General features: G+C 44.0%; 16 protein-coding genes. 8 read left to right on the top strand and 8 right to left on the bottom strand.

Annotation, left to right across the window (positions count from 1 at the left end):
• Positions 1–51: 51 nt before the first annotated feature.
• Together HWQ42_RS14960 and HWQ42_RS14955 are read left to right on the top strand one after the other, a co-directional pair.
• The gene (locus HWQ42_RS14960; RefSeq protein ID WP_292813334.1) at positions 52–1,179 is read left to right on the top strand and encodes an aryl-sulfate sulfotransferase; all 1,128 of its coding nucleotides are present in this window, start codon (positions 52–54) and stop codon (positions 1,177–1,179) included.
• 358 nt (positions 1,180–1,537) lie between these two features.
• Complete coding sequence (locus tag HWQ42_RS14955) at positions 1,538–2,209, top strand: glutathione S-transferase family protein (protein WP_292813332.1); 672 nt, start codon at positions 1,538–1,540, stop codon at positions 2,207–2,209.
• An 83-nt stretch (positions 2,210–2,292) separates the two neighbouring features.
• On the opposite strand, the gene HWQ42_RS14950 is transcribed toward HWQ42_RS14955, so the two are convergent.
• A complete protein-coding gene (locus HWQ42_RS14950) occupies positions 2,293–3,306 on the bottom strand; it encodes an NAD(P)-dependent alcohol dehydrogenase (protein WP_292813329.1) in 1,014 nt (337 codons plus the stop codon).
• Positions 3,307–3,674: 368 nt separating this feature from the next.
• Entirely contained in the window at positions 3,675–4,697 is a 1,023-nt protein-coding gene (locus HWQ42_RS14945; RefSeq protein ID WP_292813327.1) for a tetratricopeptide repeat protein, read from the bottom strand.
• Positions 4,698–4,950: 253 nt separating this feature from the next.
• Between HWQ42_RS14945 and HWQ42_RS14940 the strand changes: the two genes are divergently transcribed.
• Positions 4,951–5,085: a hypothetical protein gene (locus HWQ42_RS14940; RefSeq protein WP_292813324.1), complete on the top strand. Its 135-nt coding sequence runs from the start codon at positions 4,951–4,953 to the stop codon at positions 5,083–5,085.
• Positions 5,086–5,295: 210 nt separating this feature from the next.
• A complete protein-coding gene (locus HWQ42_RS14935) occupies positions 5,296–7,176 on the top strand; it encodes an ABC transporter ATP-binding protein (RefSeq protein WP_292732664.1) in 1,881 nt (626 codons plus the stop codon).
• Between the two features lie 291 nt (positions 7,177–7,467).
• Here HWQ42_RS14935 and HWQ42_RS14930 read toward each other — a convergent pair whose 3' ends face one another.
• The 3 genes from HWQ42_RS14930 to HWQ42_RS14920 form a co-directional block, all read right to left on the bottom strand.
• Positions 7,468–8,169, bottom strand: coding sequence for an acetoacetate decarboxylase family protein (locus HWQ42_RS14930; protein ID WP_292813321.1), 702 nt, complete (start codon positions 8,167–8,169; stop codon positions 7,468–7,470).
• A 199-nt stretch (positions 8,170–8,368) separates the two neighbouring features.
• The gene (gene dnaK, locus HWQ42_RS14925; RefSeq protein WP_292732668.1) at positions 8,369–10,291 is read right to left on the bottom strand and encodes a molecular chaperone DnaK; all 1,923 of its coding nucleotides are present in this window, start codon (positions 10,289–10,291) and stop codon (positions 8,369–8,371) included.
• Positions 10,292–10,739: 448 nt separating this feature from the next.
• Positions 10,740–11,558 carry an SDR family oxidoreductase gene (locus tag HWQ42_RS14920; protein ID WP_292732671.1) on the bottom strand — a complete coding sequence of 273 codons (819 nt, stop codon included), beginning with the start codon at positions 11,556–11,558 and terminating at the stop codon, positions 10,740–10,742.
• A 698-nt stretch (positions 11,559–12,256) separates the two neighbouring features.
• On the opposite strand from HWQ42_RS14920, the gene HWQ42_RS14915 reads away from it, so the two are divergent.
• The 4 genes from HWQ42_RS14915 (at position 12,257) to HWQ42_RS14900 (ending at position 21,486) form a co-directional block, all read left to right on the top strand.
• The gene (locus HWQ42_RS14915; RefSeq protein WP_292813319.1) at positions 12,257–13,318 is read left to right on the top strand and encodes a TIGR03032 family protein; all 1,062 of its coding nucleotides are present in this window, start codon (positions 12,257–12,259) and stop codon (positions 13,316–13,318) included.
• Between the two features lie 5 nt (positions 13,319–13,323).
• A complete protein-coding gene (locus HWQ42_RS14910; RefSeq protein WP_334813499.1) occupies positions 13,324–17,934 on the top strand; it encodes a tandem-95 repeat protein in 4,611 nt (1,536 codons plus the stop codon).
• A 160-nt stretch (positions 17,935–18,094) separates the two neighbouring features.
• Positions 18,095–19,780, top strand: a complete 1,686-nt coding sequence (locus tag HWQ42_RS14905) for an ATP-binding protein (protein ID WP_292813316.1) — start codon at positions 18,095–18,097, stop codon at positions 19,778–19,780.
• 224 nt (positions 19,781–20,004) lie between these two features.
• Positions 20,005–21,486 carry a HAMP domain-containing sensor histidine kinase gene (locus HWQ42_RS14900; RefSeq protein ID WP_292813314.1) on the top strand — a complete coding sequence of 494 codons (1,482 nt, stop codon included), beginning with the start codon at positions 20,005–20,007 and terminating at the stop codon, positions 21,484–21,486.
• 251 nt (positions 21,487–21,737) lie between these two features.
• Here HWQ42_RS14900 and HWQ42_RS14895 read toward each other — a convergent pair whose 3' ends face one another.
• The 3 genes from HWQ42_RS14895 to HWQ42_RS14885 all read right to left on the bottom strand — a co-directional run bounded on the left by HWQ42_RS14895 (position 21,738) and on the right by HWQ42_RS14885 (position 24,762).
• Positions 21,738–22,979: an amidohydrolase gene (locus tag HWQ42_RS14895; protein WP_292813311.1), complete on the bottom strand. Its 1,242-nt coding sequence runs from the start codon at positions 22,977–22,979 to the stop codon at positions 21,738–21,740.
• A 230-nt stretch (positions 22,980–23,209) separates the two neighbouring features.
• Positions 23,210–23,977, bottom strand: a complete 768-nt coding sequence (locus HWQ42_RS14890; RefSeq protein ID WP_292813308.1) for a phycoerythrobilin:ferredoxin oxidoreductase — start codon at positions 23,975–23,977, stop codon at positions 23,210–23,212.
• Between the two features lie 50 nt (positions 23,978–24,027).
• Positions 24,028–24,762 (bottom strand): 15,16-dihydrobiliverdin:ferredoxin oxidoreductase, encoded by a 735-nt coding sequence (locus HWQ42_RS14885; RefSeq protein ID WP_292732685.1) that lies wholly within the window; start codon positions 24,760–24,762, stop codon positions 24,028–24,030.
• Positions 24,763–24,869 lie beyond the last annotated feature (107 nt).

Below are 24,869 nucleotides of genomic sequence, written 5' to 3'. Positions count from 1 at the left end.
GCACTCTGTTTTAGTTCTTAGATTCACAACTAGATATTTAGTAGGTAGGATATGACTTTTACAGCAATATCAGTTGACCAAAATACTATTCGTCGTCGGGGTACTGGTTTAAGAGCTTACAATCCCGAAAAAGTATTTAAAGGATACACACTTTTCACACCTCTGACAGGTCAAGGTGAAGTCTACCTTCTGAACTTGGAAGGCGAAGTAGTACACCAGTGGAATCTGCCTTATCCACCAGGGTTATACGGTTATCTTTTGCCCAATGGCAACCTTTTTTATAATGGTAAGACTCCACCAGAAGAACCCCTACGTTTTGCTTTATGGGCTGCATTCAAAAGTGGCGTTGTTTTAGAAGCAGACCCCAAGGGAAATATTATCTGGGAATATAAGCATCCAGATCATCATCATGATGGACGCAGATTAGCTAATGGCAACACAATTCTACTCGCCATAGAAAAGATACCTCAGTCTTTAGTTCCTCGCATCAAAGGCGGTGTAACAGGTACAGAACCAGATGGTAATATCTATGCTGATGTGCTTTATGAAGTGACTCCAGCAGGTGAAATCGTTTGGACTTGGCACGCCCACGAACACCTCGATCCAGATATATTTACGATTACACCCCAGGATCATCGACATGAATGGACTCATGGGAATACTGTCGGGGAACTCGCTGATGGCAACATTATAGTGAGCTTTCGTAATATCTCCACAGTTGTCATTGTGGATCGCAAAACTGGAGAAATCATCTGGACGCTGGGCGATGACGTGCTAGCACAGCAGCACTTCCCGAACGAACTAGCCAACGGTAATATCCTGATTTTCGACAATGGCGCACATCGCCGTAACATTGCTCTCAATTTTTCCCGTGTGATTGAGGTGAACCGTAAAACCAAAGAAATAGTTTGGGAATACACCGACAATCCGCCCCAAAATTTCTTCAGTTCTTATATATCAGGAGCGCAACGTTTGGCCAATGGCAATACCTTAATTACAGAAGGTGCTTATGGTCGAATATTCGAGGTGACAGTTACAGGGGAAATTGTTTGGGAATACATCAATCCCCACTTTGCAGTTAGGAATATTCCAGGTGAGAAGTCACCGGTAACTCGTGGAGAGCAAAATACAGTCTTCCGCGCCTTTCGTTATGCACCTGAAGAAGTGCCCTGGCTTTAGTAGTCTGTCAAGTCTAACTAAACGTGAGTTCGATGAACCTCTCCCTCCCAACCTCCCTCTCCGAAACGGAAAGGGAGGAGCAACGAAAAATTCAGCTTTTTGCTCCCCTCTCCGTGTCGGAGAGGGGCTGGGGGAGAGGTCAAATAAGACTTGTGGAACTCACGTTAACTAAATGGATGGACTTTAGTCCTTACTACGAACCTCTGATTATTAAAAGTTTGGTTAGTGTCGAGAATTTTGCACGCTACATTCGCTTCAAAAGGATTTTGTGACACTAACAATTTAAGATTTGGGATTTTGGATGAAAATTCAATTCCCAATGCCGATTAACAAGTCCTATTTACCAAGGAACTTAAACATGGCCCAAATCAAGGTATACAGTGCAGTTGTTTGTCCTTATGCTCACCGTACCCGCTTGGTACTCCAAGAGAAAGGCATCGACTTCGATTTGATTGAGATTGATTTGCAGAATAAGCCTGAAGGATTTAGCAAAGTTTCGCCTTATGGTAAGGTGCCTGCAATAACTCATGACGAGAACCGAGTTTGGGAATCAGCGGTAATTAACGAATATCTCGATGAGGTATTTCCCAATCCACCACTGTTACCCAGCAGCCCCATTGCTAGGGCACAGGCTCGCATCTGGATCGATTTTGCGAACACTAGATTCGTTCCCGCTTTTTCTACCCTGCTGCGGAGTTCAGATCCCCAAAAACAAGAAGAAGCTAAACAGGAACTATCTAAACACCTGGAATTTATTGAAAAGGAAGGTTTCGCAAAGCTTTCTGGGGAAGGCCCTTACTGGTTTGGTGAATCCATCAGTTTGGTTGATTTTACCTATTTCCCCTGGTTTGAGCGCTGGGCTGCACTGAAGCATTATCGCAGCTTTGGAATACCAGAGGAATTTACCCGTCTACGCCAGTGGAAACATGCTTTGAAAGAGCGTGAATCTGTAAAAGCGATCGCTCATTCTAAGGAATTCTACATCGAGCGATATGCTAAATTCGCTGCGCCTACTCTCGCTGCTGTTTAAATGTAATTCATAATTATGTTTCAAGTGGGAATTTAAATTTCCACTTGAAACATAATTGAAACATAAAATTAAATTCTTTAAAATTACGAATTATAAATTATAATTTTACCGAAGTGAGCGGCACTTTTGAGGTAATGATAAGCTTCCCGTGCTTCAGTAAAGGGGAAAGCTCGATCGATAATTGGTTTGATTTGATGCTGTTGCATCGCCTGATTCATCGCCTCAAACATTTCTCGACTGCCAACATAAATCCCCTGAAATGTTAAACTCTTAAAAAGTATTGGCATGGGGTCAACCTCATTTCCTCTGCCCGATAATACGCCAATAAAACTAATACGTCCCCCAATACGGACTGCTTGTAACGATTTTGGCAGAGTACCTGCACCGCCTACTTCAATTACATGATCTACACCTGTGCGATTGGTTAATTGATAAACTTGCTTTTCCCAATCTGGTGTTGTTTTGTAGTTGATTGTCTCGTCAGCACCAAGCTGTTTAGCTCGTGCCAATTTCTCATCACTGCTAGAAGTAATAATCACTCTAGCACCATGTATCTTGGCAAACTGGAGAGCAAAAATTGAAACCCCCCCAGTACCGAGTAATAAAACACTATCACCTGCACCAATATTGCCTTTTGTCACTAGTCCGTGCCAAGCTGTGACTGCTGCACAGGTTAAAGTTGCACCTTCAATATAGGATAGGTGGTCAGGTAATATTACTAAACCATCTTGGTGTAATACGACATACTCAGCTAGCATTCCATCGATACCGCCTCCGAGATCGGATTTCATTTTCTCTTTGGTTAAAGAGCCATAAATCCAGTCTTGGAAGAAAATACCAGCGACGCGATCGCCTATTTTCACCCGTGTTACACCTTCCCCTACCGCCACAACTTCTCCCGCCCCGTCCGACATGGGAATTAACGGATATTTCTGTCCAGTGCCGTAAGCTCCTTCAATAACCAGCAGATCGCGGTAATTTAAGGATGTTGCCTTCACTTGAATCAGAACTTGTCCAGGTGCGGGTTTTGGTTCAGGGCGATCGACTAATGCCAAAGCATCAATTCCGGCGTTGCTTTGAATTTCGTAAGCTTTCATAGATTTCCTTTTGTCAGTAGCTTAAACGCCACAGTACAAGACTAGGCTATCGCCAATCGTCTAGTGCGAAAATATCTGATACCATTTCACGAAATTATTGATACAAATCACTTCCTCTGCTCCTCTGCTTCCTCTGCTTGCCCATGTGTATCATTTTTTAAGTGAAACGGTATGAGCGATTGATCCCGATATGATTGATACGTCATTGTTCTAGCTACAATACCAAACCCATAGCTAGGGTGAAAAACAATGTAGAGACGTAACGCTGCTACATCTCTACAAAGGTTTTGGATAACGCATATTTAATTTCACCAGTAGGGACGCACACTGCGCCCCTAGATCGTCGGTTTCTAACCGCCCTTTGAATACTACAGAGAATTTATGAACTGGTGTACTTTTTCTAAAAGTGGCTGATATTCTATTTGCTCTGCTAACTCTTGGGCATTTTGGTAGCACGATCGCGCCATTTTTTTACGTTTCGTGGTGGCGTAAACGCTTCCCATATTTAGCAAAGTTGAAATTTCTCCGAGATTATCGCCCAGTTCTTGATAAATCACAATGGCTTGCTTGTAGAACTTCATTGCTTGGCGATGCTCTGCCAGGATGCTGTAGGTAAAACCAATATTGTGAAGGGTTGTTGCCTCACCAGAGCGATCGCTGATTTCTCGTCGTGTCAAAAGAACTTGATAGTAGAGCAATAGTGCTTGTTTCGGTTTTCCTACATCGCTATAGATTGAGGCAATATTATTTAAAGTGGTTGCTTCACCAACCAAATTCTTGATAGCTCGTTGAATTGGTAGTGCTGCTTGAAAAAATTCTAGAGCTTCCTCAAACTTGCCTAAGACGTTGTAAGCAAACCCAATACCATTTAGGGTTGTGGCTTCACCAGAAAAGTCACCTAACAATCGGCGCATCCTCAAAATTTGGTGTTGTAGCAACAGTGCCCGTTTTGGTTCTCCTAAACGCGTATAAATTAGCGCGACATCATTAAGAGTAGAAACTTCACTTTGAGTATCTTGCGATCGCCTAAATATTGGTAGTGCTTGTTCAAAATATTTTAACGCTTGCGAAAAGCGTCCAAGACGGCTACAGGTAGAACCCAAATTGCTAAGTGCAGTTGCTTTTGCTGGCGCGTTGCCAATTTCAACAGCAACCGAAAGTGCCTGATGAAAGCGCTCTAATGCTTTTTGAGGTTGCCAGCAACTGAGGTGAGCTAAACCAAGGTCGTTTAATGTATAACCTTCTCTGGCTCGGTCTGGAATTGCTCTAGCCAAGTGTAAATTTTTGGTTGCAAGATCGAGAGATTCTTGAAATTTCCCCCGTTGGTAGTAGCGGTTTGCTTCATCACGACGTTGTTCCCATTCTTTGACTTGATTTAAAGGTTGCGTCATCTGACCTCAGTTGCATTCTGCGATAAGTAGGTAGGACATCTCTTGGGAATAAACCCCTCTTAGGTTTCCCAAATTTTAACCTTAATCTTCTATCTTTAGATATAAGACGTAAATAGAGAAGTATGCTATTGTGTCATACTTATAGGAATATTTATGAAGCAATTAATACAAATACTGTAGGGGCGCATCGCAGTGCATTGGTGTCAACTTAACGTGAAAGTCAGCCTAGAAAAAGCTTTTAGATTTTGTCTCCTTGTCTCGTTCCCAGTCTCCGACTGGGAATGCCGTCTTTGGGGATGCTGTCTCCCTTGCTGGCGGCAGAGCCGCAATTGAAGTGCATTTCCAGCCCAGAAGCTGGAAACCAGATTTGACAAGGCTTTTAGCTTAAGTTGACACCAATGATAGCAGTGCGTCCTCAGATTCTCTATTTATTTCAAAAGTCGGGAATCTTGTTGTTACATCGTTATTTTCAACTCAACCGTTGCCGCAACCACAAGGCCAGTAAAGGTTCTATCTCAGGCATGGTATCAGAGTCGGAAGATAAACGCTACTTTAAACAAGCGTGTTTTTTTCCAAACATTAATATAATGCTCTTACTATGAGCATCTACCAATCTCTCAAAAAATCTTATACACCAGATCGTCGGCGTGAAAATGACTGGCGGTTGTTTTTGCGTTTAGTGCCTTATGCTCGTCGTAACGGACGGCTACTGGCGCTGTCGATGTGCCTACTCGTACCGATCGCACTAGCTAATGCCTTACAACCTTTCTTGATCGGCCAAGTAATCTCCCTGATTCGTAATGAATCAAGCACTTACGAATTTTTCAGGAATCGTCCCTTCTCACAAGGGCTAAATATCCTAGAAGGATTATTGGTAACTGCGATCGCCATCCAATTGATGTTGACAGGTTTCCAAGGTTATATAGTCCAAAAGCTAGGGCAACAAATCACCGCAGCAATTCGCCAAGACTTATTTCACCATGTGACATCTCTAGCAGTGCGCTTTTTTGACCGCACACCCGTAGGTAAATTAATTACCAGAATCACCAGCGATGTAGAAGTGTTAGGCGATGTCTTTTCTACTGGAGCAGTTGGCATTATATCCGATTTGTTTTTAATGCTGGTGACTTTGGGTTTAATGTTTTCCATCCAGTGGCAACTTTCTTGCTTGCTGGTATTGATGCTGTTACCAACTAGTTGGGTAATTGTTTACATTCAAAAACAGTACCGCAAAGCCAATTACAAAGGACGAGAAGAACTTTCGATCCTGAATTCACAGCTACAAGAAAATGTGCTTGGTATTAACGTCGTACAGTTGTTCCGTAGAGAAAAATTTAATGCCGAATTGTTTCGTGCGACAAACAGCAACTACACTCAGCAAATGGATAAAACCATCTTTTATGATTCATTTGTTTCAGCAACCTTAGAATGGATTGGACTGATTGCGATCGCAGGTGTTTTGTGCGTGGGTGGTTGGTTGCTGTTGGAAAAAAACTTGACTTTCGGGACTTTATCGACATTTATATTATATGCCCAGCGATTATTTGACCCTTTAAGGGCTTTTGCCGAAAAATTTACGGTAATTCAAGCTGGTTTCACTGCCATTGAACGCGTAGGCGATATATTAGACGAACCGATAGAAATTCGCGATCGCGCCAATGTCCGCTTCTCAATATTTGATGCGAAATTTGGCTACATCGACGAAATCCTGGCAAATCTAGAATCCCCAGACCTCACTTCCCCCCCAGAACTGGGAGAGATTCGCTTCGATCATGTCTGGTTTGCTTACAAAAATGATGATTACGTCATTAAAGACTTAGATTTCACCATTCATCCTGGTGAAAAAATTGCATTAGTCGGCCCCACTGGTGCGGGTAAAACTTCAATTATCCGTCTTTTGTGCCGCCTCTACGAACCCACCCAAGGACGCATTCTCATAGATGGCGTTGATATTCGGGAAGTACCACAAGCAGAACTGCGGCGTTACATGGCAGTAATTTTACAAGAAGGGTTTTTGTTTGCTGGCGATGTTAAAAGTAACATTTCTTTAGGAGATGGCTACACCATTGAACAGATTCAACAAGCAGCCGAAGAAACCAACATTGCCCATTTTATAGAAGAATTACCTCAAGGTTATGATACTCAACTTCGAGAACGGGGCACAAATATTTCTAGTGGTCAAAAGCAACTTTTAGCCTTTGCGCGGGCTGCCATTCGCAGTCCCCAAATTTTGGTACTAGATGAAGCTACTGCTAGTTTAGATGTTGGCACAGAAGCTTTAGTTCAAGAGGCATTAAACCAGCTTTTGCTCAGACGTACCGCCATTATTATTGCTCACCGCTTGTCTACGATTCGTAATGTAGACCGGATTTTTGTTCTCAAGCGTGGCGAATTAATCGAACAGGGAAGTCACGAGCAACTACTGCAACAGGGAGGGCTTTATGCCACTTTACATAACTTGCAGATGTTGGGAAGTTAGTATATTTTATAATCCCAAGGTGAAAATTAGCGATCGCAACGTTCGCAGCAGGCATTGCCTAAAATGATGTTGTTATTGAAAGTGCGATCGCACAAAATAATACCAATTTGAAAAAAAGAATGCGACAAATAGATCATTTGTAGAGACGCGATTCATCGCGTCTTTAGCCAAGGATGTGTTGCAATCATTAATTGAATTGGTATAATTAGGTCATTGCTATTACTAAATTTTATTAAGAATCCATTTCGGTTAAGTGTAAAAGGCTAAGAGAAAAGGGGAAAGAAAAAACCTTTAACCCTTACCCTTTTCCCTTTTCCCAAAATCCGATTCCGAATTAAAAATGCCTAACCGAGAAGTATTCATACCCATCTGACCTACAACTTTTGGCGCATCAACCCGCAAACTCATCTGCTCACAACGCACACTTAACCAAGGCTGACCTAAACCTATTCCAGAAAAAGGACTTTCAGCGGGGATTTCTAACCTAGAACCAATCAAACCTAATACAGACTCCACTTCAGCAGGGAACATCAGCAAATCGGCACCCTTGGCGCTGAAAGCAGAAGCACTTAACCACTGTCTCCATGCCAAGCTTTGTTGATTATAGTTAAGACTACACAATCTCTGATTTCCCTGATGTACAGTAACATACTTTCCTTGTTCCCAGGTAAACTCAGCTAGTTCCTTTGGTAGTCCCCAAATTTCTCGACCACCAGCCACCGAATCAGCATTATCTACATAAATATGAGAAATCCAAGCGCCGATTTTCCTCTGGTAATTAATCAAAGCTGGGACAACAATTAACTCACTATACTCCAGTACTGAGCCTGACCCATAATGAGATAAATACACGCTAGCGAGAGTTTTACCAGGCCATACAGAAACAATGTCTAACTCTAAGGGAATCAAAGGGCGCACTTGGTCAATATTTACCAAATGCAGAGTTTGGATAGCATAGCCTTGAAGTGTCCAAGGTGCTTGTGGATATGGCATAAGGGAGTTAGGAGTTGAGAGTGAGGAGTTAGGAATAAAGTTAAGAATTAAGATCAAGAGTTACCAATATTAGTTCTAGTCTAACTCCTAACTCCTAATTCCTAACCCCTAACTTCTAAAAAAAATCCCCACCCAGGCATTTGCCTGAATGGGTAATATGAGGTCGAACAAAACAATCTTCCCAAAAGAAGTAGAGGAATTATTTGCTCTCTGTAAAATCAGCGTCAATCACATCGTCGCCGTTACTTGAACTAGAGGAACTGCTACTATCTTGAGGTTCACCACCAGATGTAGCACCGGCACCGGCACTGGCACTAGCACCCGCTTGTTGATAGATGTTGCTACCAACAGCGAATAACGCTTGTTGCAATTCTGGAGTGAGCTTCTTGATTTGCTCATCGTCTTCTTTAGCAACTGCTTCCCGCACTTCTTTCACTAAACCTTCGACTTTAGTCTTGTCAGCATCGGGAACTTTATCGCCCAACTCTTGTAACTGCTTTTCAGCTTGGTATGCCAAAGAATCGGCTTGGTTCTTGCGTTCAATCTTTTCACGCCGCTCTTTATCAGATGAAGCGTTCTGTTCAGCTTCTCTTACCATCCGGTCAACGTCATTTTTATCCAGAGTGGAAGCGCCGGTTATGCTGATGGACTGTTCTTTACCAGTACCTTTGTCCTTAGCGGTGACGTTAAGGATACCGTTAGCATCAATATCGAAGACCACTTCAATTTGAGGGACGCCACGTGGTGCAGGAGGAATACCATCGAGGCGGAAGGTTCCCAAGCTCTTGTTATCGTTAGAGAATTCGCGTTCACCTTGGAGAACGTGAATTTCTACGTTAGTTTGTCCATCCACAGCAGTAGAGAAGACTTCCGATTTCTTCGTGGGAATTGTGGTGTTGCGGGGGATAATTTTGGTCATCACGCCGCCCAATGTTTCCACACCCAAAGATAGAGGTGTCACATCTAACAGCAAGATGCCAGTTACATCACCAGCCAGTACTCCGGCTTGAATCGCTGCACCAACTGCTACAACTTCATCAGGGTTAACGCTTTGGTTGGGGTCTTTACCCAATACCTGCTTCACAATCTGGTGGACTGCGGGAATCCGGGTAGAACCACCAACTAATACCACTTCATCAATATCGCCTTTAGTTAACTTGGCATCCCGGAGGGCGTTTTCCACAGGAATACGACAACGGTCAATTAAGTCAGAGCAAAGTTCTTCAAATTGAGCGCGAGTCAGGGTTGTATCCAGGTGCTTGGGACCATCCTGAGTAGCGGTGATAAATGGTAGGTTAATTTCTGCTTGGGTGACGCTAGAAAGCTCAATTTTGGCTTTTTCTGCGGCTTCCGTCAGACGTTGTAAAGCTTGTTTGTCTTTCCGCAGGTCAATACCTTCGGCTTTTCTGAACTTCTCAGCTAAGAAGTCAACTATTTTTTTATCAAAGTCGTCACCACCAAGGTGAGTATCACCAGATGTGGCTAGTACTTCAAAAACTCCGTCTCCTACTTCCAGCACGGATACGTCGAAGGTACCACCACCAAGGTCAAATACGAGAATGGTTTCATTACTCTTCTTGTCAAATCCATAAGCCAAAGATGCAGCTGTCGGCTCGTTGATAATCCGCAGAACTTCAATCCCGGCAATTTTCCCAGCGTCTTTTGTCGCTTGTCGCTGGGAATCGTTGAAGTATGCGGGAACAGTGATTACAGCTTGGGTTACAGTTTCACCCAGGTATTTGCTGGCATCTTCAACTAGTTTGCGAAGAACTTTTGCAGAAATTTCTTCAGGAGCAAACGGTTTACCAGCGATTGGACAATCTAATTTGACATTGCCGTTGCTGCTGAGGACTTTGTAAGAAACTTCCGTAGCTTCGTTACTAACTTCATCGTAGCGGCGACCGATAAAGCGTTTGACAGAGTAAAACGTATTTTCGGGGTTCATCACCGCTTGGCGTTTGGCGATTTGGCCAACCAAGTTGTCACCATTTTTCGCAAATGCGACTACTGATGGCGTTGTCCGAAAACCTTCAGCATTAGCAATTACTGTGGGTTTACCACCTTCCATCACTGCCACGCAGGAGTTCGTTGTTCCTAAGTCAATTCCAACTACTTTTGCCATTTTAGGTGCTGGCTCCGTATAACTACAAATGAATGAATGAGAATATAAAGCACTAAATTTTGAACCAACAGGGTCAAGAAATCAGCCAGTTCAGCATGAATACCTTTGATTCGGCCTTCCTGGGGTTAAAACTCCAGACTAATGCTGATATATATACTGAAGCTTAGTGGTAGCCAGTCCATGAAGGGTGGTTTCCCGAACCTTTCTTGGGACGGTTAAACTAACTAAATTGTGTGTTTAGTTGGTTCATGGATTTATTTGTCTTCACTCTGTCTAATGTAGGAGAATTAATACTTTCAGCAATTAGGGTGAACCGTAACGTCCGAGTGGTGTTTGCCGTCTTTTGAGGCAATAAACTACAGAAACACTGAGGATTGGGCATGGGGCACGGGGTATGGAGAGAGAATAATAACTCAGCACTCAGTACTCAACACTCAGCACTCAGTAGTTACTCAATCCCAGAAAAAAGAGTTTTCCAGTCAATCACAGGTGGTCTTTGTCCTTGGTTGACTATTTCAAAAATTTTCTTAGAACTACTTGGTTGAAAAAGGCATTCTACACAAGCGTTTGCGACATCAATCCGGCTGGCATCACCCGAAAGTGTATCCCCAGTGCCTATGACCACACCGTATTTACCCCCAGTTTTTGCCTTAAGGAGGGTGTTGAGGTCGTATGAGGTATAGGGCCCGTCAATGAGGCGTCCTGGGCGGATAATGGTGTAGGGCAATCCAGAATTAATAATGGACTCTTCGCCTTTTTGTTTGGCATCCAACACGCCAAAACCATTAAGAATACTAAAAGGAAACTGATTTTTACGGAGAATTCCACAAGAAGAGACGAAAACGAATCGCTTCAAATTCTGGGGTGCTGCTGCTACTAGATTGCTGGCACCTTCAGCATCGATTTTTGCCGGACTATTTTTTGCTTTTGCTTCACTAGATTTGGGATTAAGGAAAATAATTCCCCATTCAATCAAGTTCGGGGATTGGTCAAACTCCCATCGCGCAGAGGGAAAGGCAGTAGTTCCAGTACAATTTATGATGTGGGTAACACCTGGCATTGCAGGTGGCAGTGTAGCTGGCTGGCGGATATCGCCAACGACAATTTCCACTTTTTGGTTAAACATCTCTTCAGCTTTTGCAGCATTGCGTGTCAGAACGCGAACTTTTAAACCCTTTTCGAGTAACTTGCCTACCACTAATTGCCCGACTCCACCTGTAGCACCAGCAACTAGTACCAAATCTTTAGCTGAATCAAAAGAAGTCATAAAGTGCCCTTGAGATAGTCTATTGCTAATCTACCTAAAAAATACGATGTCTACGACAAGCTATGACGCTCGATAGCGCAGCGTTAGCGACGCAAAAGCGTCTGACTCGCTAACGGATATAAAGCTTGGATGAACGTGATTATTGCTTCTGCAAAGATGTTCTCAAGTTATATATAAAAATATTTTATGTATATTTTAGCACAATTCTATATCACAAAATTATTACTGGCACAAGAGAAAATTGGGCTTTTGTCAAAAGACAGGCGAAATTTGACAACGTATCAAGTTTTCAAGAAGCGAACGAAATACATTTGTAAAAAGAATAAATTTCAGTTGATGTTTTAATGATGATGTATAAGAATTTACAGAGAGTTAACTTATGAAGATTGGGTAAAGAAGTTTGCCTGACTTTACTTCAGTGATAATACAAGAGGTAACAAGGAACGAGGAGCCAACATTGTTATAAGAGAAGACAGCAGGCAGGAAGATAGCGCAGTGTAAAGCCTTCTCTTCTCCCAAAGGGAGACGCTACGCGTAGCTTGCTTCCACAAAGTGGTACGAGAGGCTTGTCTGCGACACGCTATGCCAACGCCAACGGTATGGCTTCTCTACGAGACGCGAACGCTTAGAGCGAGTCCGCGAAGGTCGGGCAGAAAGCATTAGGAAAGAATTATGAACTTCCTCGCTGGGAAAAAAAAATGAATCAAAATCCTGTAGCTGCTTCCTTGGAGTTGAATGCTTCTCGCCAGTTTACTCCGTGGCTGTTTGAGCAAAATCTGAGTCTGGCCTTTACTACCTATCAAGCAGGTAAATTATTTTTCATCGGCTTACAATCTAGCGGCCAACTATCTGTATTCGAGCGCACCTTTGAGCGTTGCATGGGTTTGTATGCCCAAGATAGTAGCTTATATATGAGTTCCCTATATCAACTGTGGCGCTTTGAAAACATCTTACAACCAGGACAAGTTCACAACAACTATGATGCTGTCTATTTGCCCCAAGTGAGTTATGTGACTGGAGACTTAGACATCCATGATATTGCCCTGAGTAATTCTCAAGTAAATAATGAACCACAGCATCTAATATTTGTCAATACCCTATTTAGCTGTTTAGCCAAAGTTAGTCAAACCCACAGTTTTATTCCCCTGTGGCAACCGCCGTTTATTAGTAAATTGGCAGCAGAAGACAGGTGTCATCTCAACGGGTTAGCAATACGAGATGGTCAGCCCAGATATGTGACTGCTGTGAGTCAGTCGGATGTGGCAGAAGGATGGCGGGACAGGCGAGCTGATGGTGGTTGCGTCATTGATGTGGAAAGTAACGAGATACTCATCAGAGGACTTTCCATGCCCCATTCCCCTCGATGGTATAAAGACAAGCTGTGGTTACTTAACTCTGGGACAGGAGATTTTAGCTACCTAGACTTGAAACGGGGCAGCTTTGAACCTGTGGCATTTTGTCCAGGATATATGCGCGGTTGTGCATTTCATGGCGACTTTGCGATCGTTGGAGTTTCTCAGCCCAGGCATAACAAGACTTTTAGTGGTTTGCCTCTAGACGAAAAATTATTTCAAAAAAATGCTGAACCTCGCTGTGGGCTACTGGTAATTGACCTGAAAAGCGGTGATATTGTGCATTCCCTGCGAATGGAGGGAGTCGTACTGGAATTATACGACGTGGTGGCGCTACCAGGGGTGCGTCGTCCAATGGCGATCGGCTTTAAAAGTGATGAAATTCGGCGGATGGTGACGATGGGATGAGAGATGTGAAATTTCAAGTCTTTACAGCCGACAAACAACACAACGAAGGAGAATCAACAACAATGGTTAATGCAGTTTTAAATCTATCCGAGCTTAATGGCAGCAACGGCTTTGTGATTAACGGCATTGATGAACCTGACCGCTCAGGTTATTCTGTCAGCAGTGCGGGGGACATTAACGGCGACGGCATCGACGACCTGATTATCGGGGCATATCGTGCCTCCCCCAACGGTCAGCGTGATGCAGGGTCAAGCTACGTGGTCTTTGGCAGCAATAGTGACTTTGAAGCTAGCTTCAACCTCTCGTCCCTCAATGGCAGCAATGGCTTTGTGATTAACGGCATTGATTCAGGTGACCGCTCAGGTATTTCTGTCAGCAATGCAGGGGACATTAACGGTGACGGCTTCGATGACCTGATTATTGGCGCATCTCCCGACCTTAACAGTCAGAATAGAGCAGGGTCAAGCTACGTGGTCTTTGGCAGCAATAGTGGCTTTGGAGCTAGCTTCAACCTCTCGTCCCTCAATGGCAGCAATGGCTTTGTGATTAACGGCATTGGTGCAAATGACGGCTCAGGCGTTTCTGTCAGCAGTACAGGGGATATCAACGGTGATGGCTTTGATGACCTGATTATTGGGGCAGGTAATCCCTGCTACGTGGTCTTTGGTAGCAATAGTGGCTTTGGAGCTAGCTTCAACCTCTCGTCCCTCAATGGCAGCAACGGCTTTATGATTAACACTGACTTCTCAGGCACTTCTGTGAGTAGTGCGTGGGATATCAACGGCGACGGCTTCGATGACCTGATTATTGGGGCAAGAAACGCCTCCCCCAACGGTCAGTTTTTTATAGGGTCAAGCTACGTAGTCTTTGGCAGCAATAGTGGCTTTGGAGCTAGTTTGAACCTCTCCTCTCTCAATGGCAGCAACGGCTTTGTGATTAAGGGCATTGATGCGGGTGACCGCTCAGGCAGTTCTGTTAGTAGTGCGGGGGACATCAACGGCGACGGCTTCGATGACCTGATTATCGGGGCATATCGTGCCTCCCCCAACGGTCGGTATAATGCAGGGGAGAGCTACGTAGTGTTTGGCAGCAATAGTGGTTTTGGAGCTAGCTTTAAGCTCTCGTCCCTCAATGGCAGTAACGGCTTTGTGATTAACGGCATTGGTGCAGATGACGGCTCAGGCGTTTCTGTCAGCAGTGCGGGAGATATCAACGGCGACGGCTTCGATGACCTGATTATTGGGACAAATAGTATCGACTACGGCAGTCAGTTTCGGGCAGGGCGGAGCTACGTGATTTTTGGTCGCAGCAGTGGTTTCGGTGCTGGTTTCAACCTTTCATCTCTGGATGGCAGCGAGGGTTTTGCAATTAATGGCATTGATTCAGGCGATCGCTCAGGCAGTTCTGTGAGTAGTGCGGGGGATATCAACGATGACGGCTTCGATGACCTGATTATTGGGGCATATCGTGCCTCCCCCAACGGTCAGATTAGTGCAGGGGAGAGCTACGTGGTCTTTGGTTTTGCATCTCCTACACCTATTAATAAACCTCCTGTTGTTGTTAATGACACGGCTACCACCGACGAAAACACTGCCGTTAACATAGAGGTCTTAGCTAACGACAGCAACTCCCTAACAGTATCGGCTATCGATGGTAGGGCAGTTGTTGTTGGTACTGCCATTACCCTGAGTTCTGGTGCCTTAATTACCCTTAATGCTGATGGCAGCTTGACCTATAACCCGAATGCTTCATTTGAGGTTTTGGCTGTTGGTGAAAGCGGCACTGACAGCTTTACATACACCACCAACAATAATGGCAGCTTGACTAACACAGCTAGCGTTAACTTGGCCATTAACGGAGTCAATGACGCACCTCAGATTACTTCAGTTTTTAACCCCTCGTCCTTCAATGGCAGCAACGGCTTCGCGATCAACGGCATTGATAAATATGACAACTCAGCCGGTTCTTTCAGCAGTGCGGGGGACATTAACGGCGACGGCATCGACGACCTGATTATCGGGGCATCAGGTGCCGACCCCAAGGGTCAGTATGATCTGTATAGTGCAGGGGAGAGCTACGTGGTCTTTGGCAGCAATAGTAGCTTTGGAGCTAGCTTCAACCTCTCGTCCCTCAATGGCAGCAACGGCTTTGTGATTAACGCCATTGATGTGGGTGACTTCTTAGGCAGTTCTGTCAGTAGTGCGGGGGATATCAACGGCGACGGCTTCGATGACCTGATTATCGGGGCAGAAAGTGCCGACCGCAACGGTCGGTATCGTGTAGGGGAGAGCTACGTGGTCTTTGGCAGCAATAGTGGCTTTGGAGCTAGCTTCAACCTCTCGTCCCTCAATGGCAACAACGGCTTTGCAATCAACGGCATTGATTCGGGTGATGAGTCAGGCAGTTCTGTGAGTAGTGCGGGGGATATCAACGGCGACGGCTTCGATGACCTGATTATCGGGGCAGAAAGTGCCGACCGCAACGGTCGGTATAATGCAGGGCAGAGCTACGTGGTCTTTGGCAGCAATAGTGGTTTTGGAGCTAGCTTCAACCTCTCGTCCCTCAATGGCAGTAACGGCTTTGCGATTAACGGCATTGATTCGGATAACTTCTCAGGCGATTCTGTCAGCAGTGCGGGGGACATCAACAACGACGGCTTCGATGACCTGATTATCGGAGCAAAAGGTGCCGACCCCAACAATCGGTATAATGCAGGGGAGAGCTACGTAGTGTTTGGCAGCAATAGTGGCTTTGAAGCTAGCTTAAACCTCTTGTCGCTCAATGGCAGCAACGGCTTCACGATTAACGGCATTGATGTATATGACTTCTCAGGTAGTTCTGTCAGCAGTGCAGGGGATATCAACAGCGACGGCATCGATGACCTGATTATCGGCGCACCTAATGCCCCCAGCGCTCAGGATAGAATAGGGTCAAGCTACGTGGTCTTTGGCAGCAATAGTGGTTTCGGTTCTGATTTCAACCTCTCGTCTCTCAATGGCAGCAACGGCTTTGCGATTAACGGCATTAATCTATATGACTACTCAGGCAGTTCTGTCAGCAGTGCGGGGGACATCAACGGCGACGGCTTCGATGATCTGATTATCGGGGCAGAAAGTGCTTCCCCCAACGGTCAGAATAGAGCAGGGGAGAGCTACGTGGTCTTTGGCAGCAATAGTGGTTTCGGAGCTAGCTTCAACCTCTCGTCCCTTAATGGCAGCAATGGCTTCGCGATCAAGGGACTTGATGAGGGTGACTACTTAGGCCGTTCTGTCAGCAGTGCGGGGGATATCAACAATGACGGCTTCGATGACCTGATTGTCGGGGCATTAGGTGCCGATAATGTAGGGGAGAGCTATATAGTGTTTGGCTTTCAGACTGCCGCTACTACTAACGAAGATACCGCCGTTAACATCCTTGCTAGTAATATCATCCGTAGATACACAGATGCAGATGGCGATACTTTAACTATTAGCGATTTCACCAACCCTACTAATGGCACACTGGCACTTAACGACAACAACACTCCAGACAATCTCGGCGACGACTTTTTCATCTACACCCCCAATGCCAACTTCAACGGCAGTGACAGTTTCACTTTCACTGTCAGCGATCGCAATGGCGGTACCATTACTAGTACTTTCAATCTCAATGTCAAACCCGTCAACGATGCACCTGTGGCAGCCAATGATACCATCTCCGGTGGCAATGGCAATAATACTTTTGTCTTCCGCCTTGGCGATGGTGATGACACTATCACCGATTTTGCTGGAACTGGTATTGGCTCAAATCCATCAGCAACAGCGATTAGCCAACTGGATACGTTGCAATTTATCGGTAGTGGTTTAACTGCCGATAAATTGCAACTTACTCAAAATGGTAATAATTTAGAACTCACCTTTTTAGATGCGGCTTCTACGAGAGTTACTCTGCAAAATTTCCAATTAGAAAATCTGGATAATGTGCCAGCAAATGGTTCACGACCAGCAATTGGTAATATACTGTTTGATGCACAGACCAGTGTAATTGACAGTTTTGATGTCTTCAATGCCAACTCCACTCAAACTAATCTTTTTAACAAGAACACTGTTACCTTCCTCAATGACCTTAACAATAACGTCGCGGGTTTTGATAACTCTAACGATCTAATTAATGGTCAAGGTGGTAACGACATCATTAATGGTAATAGTGGTAATGACCTCTTGCGGGGTGGAAAAGGCAATGATACTCTGGTGGGTGGCAGAGACAATGATGTTCTCATCGGTGGTATAGGTGCTGACTTTTTCGTTTACAACAGCAATGTTGAGTTTACTAGCACTGTTGTTGGTGTTGATGCGATCGCTGATTTCAACAGTTCTGAAGGTGACAAGATTGTACTGGATAAGACTACCTTTGGTGCGCTCGCTTCTGCTGCGGGAACAGGTTTTAGTAATCTCAATGATTTTCAAATCACTAATTTAGCGGGGACTAGCACGGCAAAAATTGTCTACGATCCCGTGAATGAGCAGTTATTTTACAACCAAAATGGCAGCGCGGCTGGTTTTGGCAGTGGTGGTTTATTTGCAACTTTAACTGGTGCGCCAACTCTCACGGCATCAGATTTTGTGTTGCAAGCATAGTTTGCCCAAAACGGAGTTCCAAAAAGAACCAGATTAAAGATTTGGCTAATGGCTGTTGATTCTGTAACTTTCAGGCTGATAAGTGGGAATTTTAGGAAAAGGGCAAACTCCCGAAAACTGAATTAGCACAGTAGTCAACACTTGAGGTTTTGAGCTAGGAATGAAAATTAGTCAAAAATTAATTTTGGGTACTCTAGGAATGGCTACTCTCTCAGGAATTATTGGTGCGATTAGTGCTAATCAACAATTGAATATAGCTAAGTATCTTGCTCAACAAGAAGCCGAAGAAGTTGCTGGACTACTGGGATATTTCGTCAGTTCCGATCTTGAAAAGCACGTAATGCGATCGCAAGATCAGATGCTAGCCCATCTGCAAGAGCATGTCCAATCGCTACACAAGCAACGTCAGCGCGATCTGGAGATTGTAGACCGTAATAAAATCATTCTGGCAGATGTCGTTGCGGAAGATATCGGTACGCGATTAGATCACGATCGCAATAATGAAGTTGGTCAAACTATTCAAGATGGGATACCCAGAACCTATATTGAGACCAGTCCTGAATACCCAAATGGAATTCACTTGATTGCTGTTGCTTTTAAAACTAGCAAGGGTGAAACAATGGGTGCAGTAATTTTGGAGTACACACCACTTTATAAAGCAGCACTAGCAATAGCCCATAAAAATATTTTTGTCACGTCTGTCATCAGTTCGGGATGTGGTATTTTTGCATTATTAGTAGGTTATCTGGTCTCCAAAACGATCTCAAAACCGATTAAAAAACTCCAGCAAGCTGTGATGAATCTGGCTGAAGGTAAGCTAGATACCAGAGTTAATATTTGCTCTCACGATGAGATTGGCGAGTTAGCTACCTCGTTCAACAAAATGGCAGACGATCTCCAATATTCTAGAGGTGAGTTGGTCAATGCTAACGAACAATTACGAGACAAAATTAGCGAGCGCCTACAGGCAGAAGCAGAACTTCAACAAGTTCTGAAACACCTGAAAAAAACCCAAATGCAATTAATTCAATCGGAAAAAATGTCGAGTCTGGGTCAACTAGTGGCAGGAGTTGCTCATGAAATCAACAATCCAGTTAATTTTATCTACGGCAACCTGCAACACACTGATGATTACACTCAACAGTTGCTGCTGTTAATTAAGCTATATCAAAATTATTATCCTAACCCAGAGCCAGAAATTAAAAATGCTAACGCAGAAGCAGATATTGAGTACCTAACAGAAGATTTGCCTAAGATGTTAACCTCAATGAAGATGGGGGCTAAACGCATTCGGGAAATTGTTCTCAGTCTCCGAATTTTCTCTCGTTTGGATGAAGCTGAGTTCAAAATGGCTGATCTCCATGAAGGAATCGACAGTACTCTGTTAATTTTGCAACACCGTCTAAAGCTACAAAATAATCGCCCTGAAATTAAAGTGGTTAAAGAATATGGTGCAATACCTCAAATCCAGTGTTTTGCAGGGCAACTGAATCAGGTATTTATGAACCTCTTGGCAAATGCAATCGATGCTTTAGAAGATTGTTTCCAAAAAGAACTTTGTCCAAATCCCTTGATTCGCATTTCTTCTGAACAGGTAAATGAAAATGTAATTATTCGGATTGCTGATAATGGAATAGGAATTCCCCAAGAAATCCAGTCGCGTTTATTTGACCCTTTTTTCACCACGAAAGCAGTTGGGAAGGGGACTGGCATGGGTCTATCAATAAGTTACCAGATAATTACTGACAAGCATGGTGGATCTTTGCAATGTATTTCATCACCGGGACAAGGTGCAGAATTTGTAATTACAATCCCAATTCGAGTAGCGAAAGCAGCACAATCATAGTCGGCGATCGCCAGGCCTATCGGTAAAAGTCAGTGCCAATGTTTTTCAGCCCCTAAGTGCGTAGGCGTAGCCCGTCGTAGACATCGCAGTTAGAGGGGAATTTCCCCTGAATTGTTCGGTTCTACCACTGTCACCAGTATACAAATAGCTATAACCTCTTAGATAGTAGTGAAATGTCTAACTTAGACGCTGTTAGTCGCTCTTGAATTAAGGGGTGAAAGCCTGTGTACCAATGGATATTGCCAAGCCTGAGCGAAATCTTGGCTGAAAATCAATCAAGTGTGGCAGAATGTTCACCTGCTAAAGCAGAGCAGCAGTGGCGTATCAGCCTCGCAGCGACAGAACATTTGCTATTAAATACTTTAGCAGACCCTTCAGTTAACACAACCCAAGGATTAGTTTTAACTGCACCAGCACCCTTATTTAGTCAACCAAAATTGACTCAAAGTTTACAAACAGTAACTTTTACAGCAAAACCATTTAACCCCTTGGCGCTGATGCCATTTCAGATGCCGGGTGCAATCGCGTCTGTAAATGAAGAGATTGCTCCCCATGAATCGGTACTTCCTTTACTACCTGCCGATCCTCTAGGTACAGAACAGTTTTGCTTAGTTTTTACAGATAAATTTAGATTAGTGCTGGTTTTAGCAACCCACAAAAACGGTAAAAAAACTTTTTCATTTTCTTTTGAGCCAGAGATAGTGCAGCAGGCTTGGCGATCGCTAGGGGCACGGGTAATGCTGGCTAATCCAGAATTTTTCGCGCGCTTGGACGCATTAGTAGAACAGTATTCTCCGGTAGCACCAGACTACCCCATGATGATTCACTTTAGCCAGTTGTTGCTTCAAGAATTAACAGAACCAGAAGAGACTAGAGACTCTTCACTAGGGACTGGGGAAGAAGTAGGGGAGCAGGGGAGCAGAGGAGCAGTGGAGCAGGGGAGAAGAGTTTTCCCCAATCCCCAATCCCCAAATCCTGATGTAGAATTGCTCCAAGCCTTCGCTCACGAAGTCCGCACACCTTTAACAACTATTCGCACCATGACTCGTCTGCTGTTGAAGCGGCGAGACTTAGATGCTAGTGTGATCAATCGCTTAAAAGTTATCGATCACGAGTGTACCGAGCAAATTGACCGCATGGAATTGCTGTTTAAAGCCGCAGAACTAGAAACTACTGCCTCAGCAAAATCGTCAAAGACTCAACTCACACCGATGTCTTTAGATCAAGTGTTGCAGCAGAGTATTCCTCGTTGGGAACAAGCAGCGCATCGGCGGAACTTAACTTTAAATGTTGTTTTACCCCAGCAACTACCGACAGTGGTAAGCAATCCTACCATGCTGGATCAGGTTCTCACTGGTTTGATGGAAAATTTTACTCGCAGCTTACCCGCTGGCAGCCATATTCAAGTACAAGTTATCCCAGCTGGAGATCAACTGAAGTTACAATTATCGCCTGAATTCCGGTGCAAAGATTCAAATAAAGCCACTACATCTGCAACACCACCAATTCGCAAGGCTCTAGGTCAACTGCTAATGTTCCAACCAGAAACAGGTACGATTAGTTTGAATATCGCTGCAACCAAGCATTTGTTTCAGGCGATCGGTGGCAAACTAATTGTGCGTCAACGTCCACACTATGGGGAAGTGATGACGATTTTCCTGCCTTTAGAAGTTAGCACTAAACAGAAACCGATAGTCACGAATTAGAGATATAGCCATCCTAAATGAGATTGTGAAAATTTTTGTTATGGTCGTCCTTGGTCATTTGTTCTTTGTCATTGGTGACTATAAAGCAATACAGTTCAGTTAAGCATTTCTTTCTTCTCTTTGCGTCCTTGGCGTCCTTGGCGGTAGCCTGCGGCAAGCCGCTTTGCGTCTACGTTAAAAAAATTGACTTTTACAAAGAGTTTTAGGCTTAACTGAACCGTATTGGACTATAAAGGACAAATGACAAATGACTAATGACATGAAACAAAGTACTTTTCCACGCATCTAACAAATATTTCCACACCCATTGCCAAGGCGGTTTCGTCAAAATCAAACCGGGGATGATGATGGGGATATGCTAAGTCTTTCGCGGGATTAGCAGAACCGAGAAAAAAATAACAACCAGGAATCTCTTCTAAGAAAAATGACATATCTTCAGCAGCCATAGTTTGGCATTCTGGCACAATACCCACAGGAGTTTCTACCACTTCTTCTGCTACAGATCGCACTAGTTCTGCTATTTTAATATCATTAATTACTGGTGGATAAAGTGACCAATATTCTAAGTCATAATTTGCACCATAACTCTGACAAATTCCAGCAATAATTTGCTCGACACGCTGGTTAAAAAAGCCTTTCAAACTAGGATTAAAATACCTGACAGTAGCACTCATTCTCGCTGTATCAGCAATTACATTGCGTTTAGTTCCAGCGTGAAGTTCTCCCACTGTCACTACTGCTGAATCAATGGGATTAACATTCCGAGCGACAATAGTTTGCAAGGCATTTACAACTTGGGCGGCAACAACAACGGAATCAACAGTTTGATGAGGTAGTGCGCCATGTCCACCTTTGCCCAAAATTGTGCAGTTAAAGCACTCCACTGCTGCCATCAATGCGCCAGCCCGCACACCCACTGTTCCTAAAGGCAAATTATTCCACAAGTGCAAACCAATAATCGCGTCAACATCAGGATTTTTCAGGACTCCAGCTTCAATCATCGGCTTTGCGCCTCCTGGTGATTCTTCCGCTGGCTGAAAGATAATTTTCACAACACCGGAGAAGTCTTGGCGATGCTGTTGGAGATAATAAGCTGTACCTAAAGCGATCGCTGTATGTCCATCATGTCCACAAGCGTGCATCACTCCACTATGCTGCGATTTGTACGGTACTTCGTTGAGTTCTTGGATTGGCAAAGCATCCATATCCGCGCGAATCGCTAAAACTTTTGGATTTTGGATTGTTTCTGAAACTTCCCTTTTTCCTTTGATGGTGGCAACAATGCCAGTGTGGGCAATGCCAGTTTGATGCTCAATTCCCCATTCTTGCAGCTTTTGTGATACAAACTCAGCAGTCAGTTTTTCTTGAAAACCCAACTCTGGTTGTTGATGCAATCGCCGCCGCCACTCTACTAATTGCGGTTGCAATGAGCGAATCGAAAGTCGGATGCGAGATAGATCAACCGAAGAAGGATTGGGAAAGGTGGAAACCATTATGAAGACAAACTAGTTTAAGTACAGCTAATACCAATTTGAAAAAGAATGCAACATATTATAAGATTCGTCGCCAAACCTTCCCAAGACATCGGGGTAGGTGCGCATCAGTGGATCATGTCGCAAAAATTTTTTGAATTGGTATTACTGAGATTATTTTCCTAGTTTAACGTGACTTAGATAAGTCTTCAGTAACGAGGTACTCAGCACTGAGTGCGGTCAAAGAGTCTCTAGTTGATGGCTGTTAATTTTCTCTCTAGGTCAAATAAAAAGCCGTGGATATACTCTTCAGTCCATTCGGCACCATAGAAGCGTTTAAACATTCCTCGTGCTGGGTCTTTTTCAGCCCGATATCGCAGGTATCGCAGTTGGGCTTGCTCAATGGCTACTAAATTTTGGGAATCTGTTACAGGTTCTGCCTGCTCTACGAAATCGAGATAAGCTTTCAAATAGTCTTTGAAAGCAGCAAACACCTGAGTTTCTACTACAGCCGTTTCTTGGGGACGAGTCCACAAAAAAGCAGGAGAGAAAAAAGGCTGTGCTTCTTCGGGAAAATCTCCTCCCCAAGATAGATGTTGTTGATGGGTGTGGAAAATGGGCAGAATTGGTTCGGTATATTTCGCCTGATATGCTAAATCATCCCGAAATAGCGGCTGCATATCCAAAGCAATTAGATGTCCTCCTGGCAATGTCACCAAATCTGCCCCAAAAAAGGGCAAATCGTAGTTGAGGCGCGGAAAAATCACAAAATTCAGCACTTGCAGCGAATTGCCGCCCTGTACGTGAGCTGCCCGAATTTGCCGCAATTTTGCAGTTTGAAAGGCATAACTGGTGGTGACAACCTCTTCCTGATTCTTTCCCTTGCCCACAACAGCACTCTTAGACTCAAACCCAGTGGGGATAGGATAGGGCTGTAAATCCAAACGCGATCGCATATAGGCGATCGCATAATCGAGAAATGGTTGATAAAGCGTCACTTCGCTTCGCTCCAAATTCAAAATTCAAAATTCAAAATTAATAATCCCCAATACCCCATACCCAATGATGCTTATCTTTTGCTGCCACTAACTGCTAGGGGGACAGCATCTTCAAATAAGAATTCATAGAGAAAGCGCTCTGCCCATTCATGACCAAAGTAGCTGCTAAACAAACCAGATGCGGGATCGCGGTCTGCACTATATTGGTCATAGTCTTTTTGGGCTTTGATAATCCGCTGGATATCTTCAGGGTCTTGGAGCGGTTTGGCATCTCCTAACATTTGCCAATACAAGTTTAAATAATCTTGAAAAGCTTCAAAGACTCGCGTTGATACTGTTTCAGGATCGGTTTTGGCAAACAATAGGTATTTAGAAAAATACTGGTTGGCATCGTAAAACTTCATTTCTAAGTTTTGCGCCAAATCTGGGTATTTATCATGGAGAGATTTCAGCGGAACTATATATTTTTTTTGATAATCTTCATCCTGAAACAAAGGCTGAAAATCAAGCACAATTAGATTTTTGACTTTGCCAAAGGATAAAAAATCAATCCCTAACAGAGGTAGATCGTAGTGATTACTCGGATAAACCACGCTGTTAAAAATTTGGGCACTTTCCCCAGCATCAATATAGGTATAGCGAATTTTCCGCAACTCTTGAGATTGGTAACACCAACTGCGAATAGTTGCTGGGTTTCTGCCGCGATCGCTAACTTTGAATTCCAAACCAGGAGGAATGACCCTACTTTGTAAATCAAACCGCTGAAATAGCTCTTTTTCTAAAAATTCCAGGAAAGGCTTATACATGGAGCATGATTTGTTAACCCTTGCATGAAAATAAGTTATGGCAATCATGCACGTCTCATTTATGAGAAACAAAGCAACATTCCTTAATGGGGCATTGGGAATTGGGC

This window comes from Nostoc sp. JL23, assembly GCF_017115065.1.
In the GTDB taxonomy this organism is placed as follows: domain Bacteria; phylum Cyanobacteriota; class Cyanobacteriia; order Cyanobacteriales; family Nostocaceae; genus Nostoc; species Nostoc punctiforme_A.
The sequence above is the reverse complement of the archived record's forward strand: the minus strand, read 5'-3'. Positions and strand labels throughout refer to the sequence as shown.

Excerpts from the sequence above, each read along its gene's own strand:
- HWQ42_RS14905 (WP_292813316.1), top strand. The coding sequence starts at position 18,095 with ATGAAAATTAGTCAAAAATTAATTTTGGGTACTCTAGGAATGGCTACT.
- HWQ42_RS14930 (WP_292813321.1), bottom strand. The coding sequence starts at position 8,169 with ATGCCATATCCACAAGCACCTTGGACACTTCAAGGCTATGCTATCCAA.
- HWQ42_RS14895 (WP_292813311.1), bottom strand. The coding sequence starts at position 22,979 with ATGGTTTCCACCTTTCCCAATCCTTCTTCGGTTGATCTATCTCGCATC.
- HWQ42_RS14915 (WP_292813319.1), top strand. The coding sequence starts at position 12,257 with ATGAATCAAAATCCTGTAGCTGCTTCCTTGGAGTTGAATGCTTCTCGC.
- HWQ42_RS14945 (WP_292813327.1), bottom strand. The coding sequence starts at position 4,697 with ATGACGCAACCTTTAAATCAAGTCAAAGAATGGGAACAACGTCGTGAT.
- HWQ42_RS14950 (WP_292813329.1), bottom strand. The coding sequence starts at position 3,306 with ATGAAAGCTTACGAAATTCAAAGCAACGCCGGAATTGATGCTTTGGCA.
- HWQ42_RS14885 (WP_292732685.1), bottom strand. The coding sequence starts at position 24,762 with ATGTATAAGCCTTTCCTGGAATTTTTAGAAAAAGAGCTATTTCAGCGG.
- HWQ42_RS14955 (WP_292813332.1), top strand. The coding sequence starts at position 1,538 with ATGGCCCAAATCAAGGTATACAGTGCAGTTGTTTGTCCTTATGCTCAC.
- HWQ42_RS14935 (WP_292732664.1), top strand. The coding sequence starts at position 5,296 with ATGAGCATCTACCAATCTCTCAAAAAATCTTATACACCAGATCGTCGG.
- HWQ42_RS14960 (WP_292813334.1), top strand. The coding sequence starts at position 52 with ATGACTTTTACAGCAATATCAGTTGACCAAAATACTATTCGTCGTCGG.
- HWQ42_RS14920 (WP_292732671.1), bottom strand. The coding sequence starts at position 11,558 with ATGACTTCTTTTGATTCAGCTAAAGATTTGGTACTAGTTGCTGGTGCT.
- dnaK (WP_292732668.1), bottom strand. The coding sequence starts at position 10,291 with ATGGCAAAAGTAGTTGGAATTGACTTAGGAACAACGAACTCCTGCGTG.